The organism is Mesorhizobium sp. M7A.F.Ca.AU.001.01.1.1 (assembly GCF_004022735.1).
In the GTDB taxonomy this organism is placed as follows: Bacteria; Pseudomonadota; Alphaproteobacteria; order Rhizobiales; family Rhizobiaceae; genus Mesorhizobium; species Mesorhizobium ciceri.
On sequence record NZ_RZPF01000853.1, the window covers coordinates 1 to 2,485 of the forward strand.

The 2,485-nt window shown below is 61.3% G+C and carries 3 protein-coding genes; 1 reads left to right on the forward strand and 2 read right to left on the reverse strand.

The annotated features are described in order from the left end of the window. On the reverse strand, nt 1-619 hold a 619-nt coding region (locus tag EN884_RS32910; protein WP_164895311.1), incomplete at its 3' end, for an aldo/keto reductase. 278 nt (nt 620-897) lie between these two features. Between EN884_RS32910 and ppk2 the strand changes: the two genes are divergently transcribed. Next, a complete protein-coding gene (gene ppk2 / locus EN884_RS32915; RefSeq protein ID WP_013532260.1) occupies nt 898-1,818 on the forward strand; it encodes a polyphosphate kinase 2 in 921 nt (306 codons plus the stop codon). A gap of 51 nt (nt 1,819-1,869) precedes the next feature. Here ppk2 and EN884_RS32920 read toward each other — a convergent pair. Further along, the coding region (locus EN884_RS32920; protein WP_164895312.1) for a dihydrofolate reductase family protein at nt 1,870-2,485 on the reverse strand (616 nt) is incomplete at its 5' end.

Consider the following 2,485-nt stretch of genomic DNA (forward strand, 5'->3'; position numbering starts at 1 on the left):
GCCCCTGGTCGACGGAAATCGGCAGCAGTTCGTACTCCGCTTCGCGCGCTTCCAGCGTGTAGTGGATCTGCTGCGTGATGAAGCGCGGCTGATGACGGCTGTCGCTGATGCCGAGCGCCTTCATCACCTGCCAGCCGGAATAGTTGGAGCAGCCGACATAGCGGATCTTGCCCTGGGCAACCAGCGTGTCGAGCGCGCCGATGGTTTCCTCCAGCGGCGTCACGCCATCCCATTCGTGCAGGAAATAGATGTCGATGACGTCGGTCTTGAGCCGCTTCAGGCTCTTCTCGCATTCCCGAATCAGGTGATGGCGCGACAGGCCTTCGTCGTTTGGACCTTTGCCGATCCGCATCCGTGCCTTGGAGGCGATCAGCACGTCGCCCTTGCGCTTGCCGCCGAGCGCTTCGCCGATGATTTCTTCGGAAATGCCGTTCGAATAGACATTGGCGGTGTCGATGACATTGATGCCGGCGTCGATACAGAGATCGATCATCCGGCGCGCTTCGTCGAGATCGGTCTTGCCGACCGCCGAAAAAGCACCGGCGCCACCGAACGTCATGGTCCCCATGGTCAGTGTCGATACTTTCAGGCCGGAACGGCCGAGGGTGCGGTATTCCATGTCGTCCTCGCGATTGCATTGGGAAAGGGCTGGGGAGGGCCGCCCGAAAGTGGCCGCTATTTGTAGGACAATTTGGGCGACGTGTCTCCATGCCAGCGCGGCGGATCGATCATGCCTGGCTGGACCGACAGCGGTGGTGACCATGCTCGCGCTGCAATAAAACCGTCATTGCAGGCCTATATGGAAGTCGGCTCAGGTGTTGCCGTTCCCGGGCTGTAGGCCGGGAGTTTGGGGCGCCGGACGTGGATCGACAGAGCTTGCAAGTGGAGCAGCCGATAATGACCGAGCTAAAACAGAATTCTCCGGCCAGGGATTGGCTTGAAGCCGAGCTCGCCGACACGCTTGACGAAGACTATGAGCTCGAAATGTCGGAGCCGGCGCTGTCGATGGAGATCGCCAAGATCTACAAGAACTCGCATCCGCCTTCGATCGATCGCATGCAGTATTTTCGCGACCTGATCACCCTGCAGTCCGAATTGATCAAGCTGCAGTCCTGGGTCGCCCACCACAAGAAGAAGCTGGTGGTGATCTTCGAGGGACGCGATTCGGCCGGCAAGGGCGGTGTCATCAAGCGCATCACCCAGCGCCTCAACCCGCGCATCTGCCGTGTCGTCGCACTGCCGGCGCCGACGGAGCGCGAAAAGTCGCAATGGTATTTCCAGCGCTATGTCCCGCATCTGCCGGCCGGCGGCGAGATCGTGCTGTTCGACCGCTCATGGTACAACCGCTCGGGCGTCGAGCGGGTGATGGGCTTTGCCCAGCCCGATCAGGTCGAAGAATTCTTCCACGACGTGCCGGAATTCGAGCGCATGCTGGTCCGCTCGGGCATCACCGTGGTCAAATACTGGTTCTCGATCACCGACGAGGAACAGCAGATGCGCTTCCTGATGCGCATCCACGATCCGATGAAACAGTGGAAACTGTCGCCGATGGACCTGCAGTCGCGCGTGCGCTGGGAGCAGTACACCAAGGCCAAGGAAGAGACCTTCGCCCGCACCAACATCCCGGAAGCGCCCTGGTTCATCGTCGAGGGCAACGACAAGAAACGCGCGCGGCTGAACTGCATCGACCATCTGCTCAAGCAGCTGCCTTACGAGGAAGTGCCGCACGAGGAGATCACTTTGCCGGAGCGCGTCTTCAACCCCGAATACGAACGCCAGGTGCTGCCGCGCGAGCTCTACGTGCCGGAGAAGTATTGAGGCAGACGAAGCTGCGATCTCCCCCACGAGGGGAGAGATTGGCTCTCCACCTTACGCCCGCTTGATGGTGACGTGCGTCGCGAGCGGGGTCGCCACCTGCTCGCTGCAGACATAGCCGAGCTTGAGCATGTCCAGGCCGGCAAAAAGGTTCTCGCCCGTGCCCAGCAGCAGCGGCGCGATCGCCAGATGCATCTCGTCGATCAGTTTTTCCTGCAGATATTGCCGTATGGTGGCGACGCCGCCGCCGACCCGCACATCCTTGCCGCCAGCGGCAGCCTTTGCCTGTTCAAGAGCTGAATGGATGCCGTCGACGACGAAGTGGAAAGTGGTGCCGCCCTCCATCGTGATCGGTTCCCGCTTGTGATGGGTCAGCACGAAAACCGGCACATGATAGGGCGGGTTGTCGCCCCACCAGCCTTTCCAGCTGTCGTCAGGCCATTCGCCGCGGATCGGTCCGAACATGTTGCGGCCGAGGATCCAGGCGCCGACATTTTCGAAGCTGCGCGCCGCGAACGCCTCGTTGACGTCGGTGGTGCCGCCATCTTGTCCGAGCACCATCTCGCGGAAGGTGCGGGTGTCGACAAACCACTTGTGCAAGGATTCCCCACCGACGCCGAGCGGCTTTTGCAGATCCTGATCGGGACCGGCGCCATAGCCGTCGAGCGAT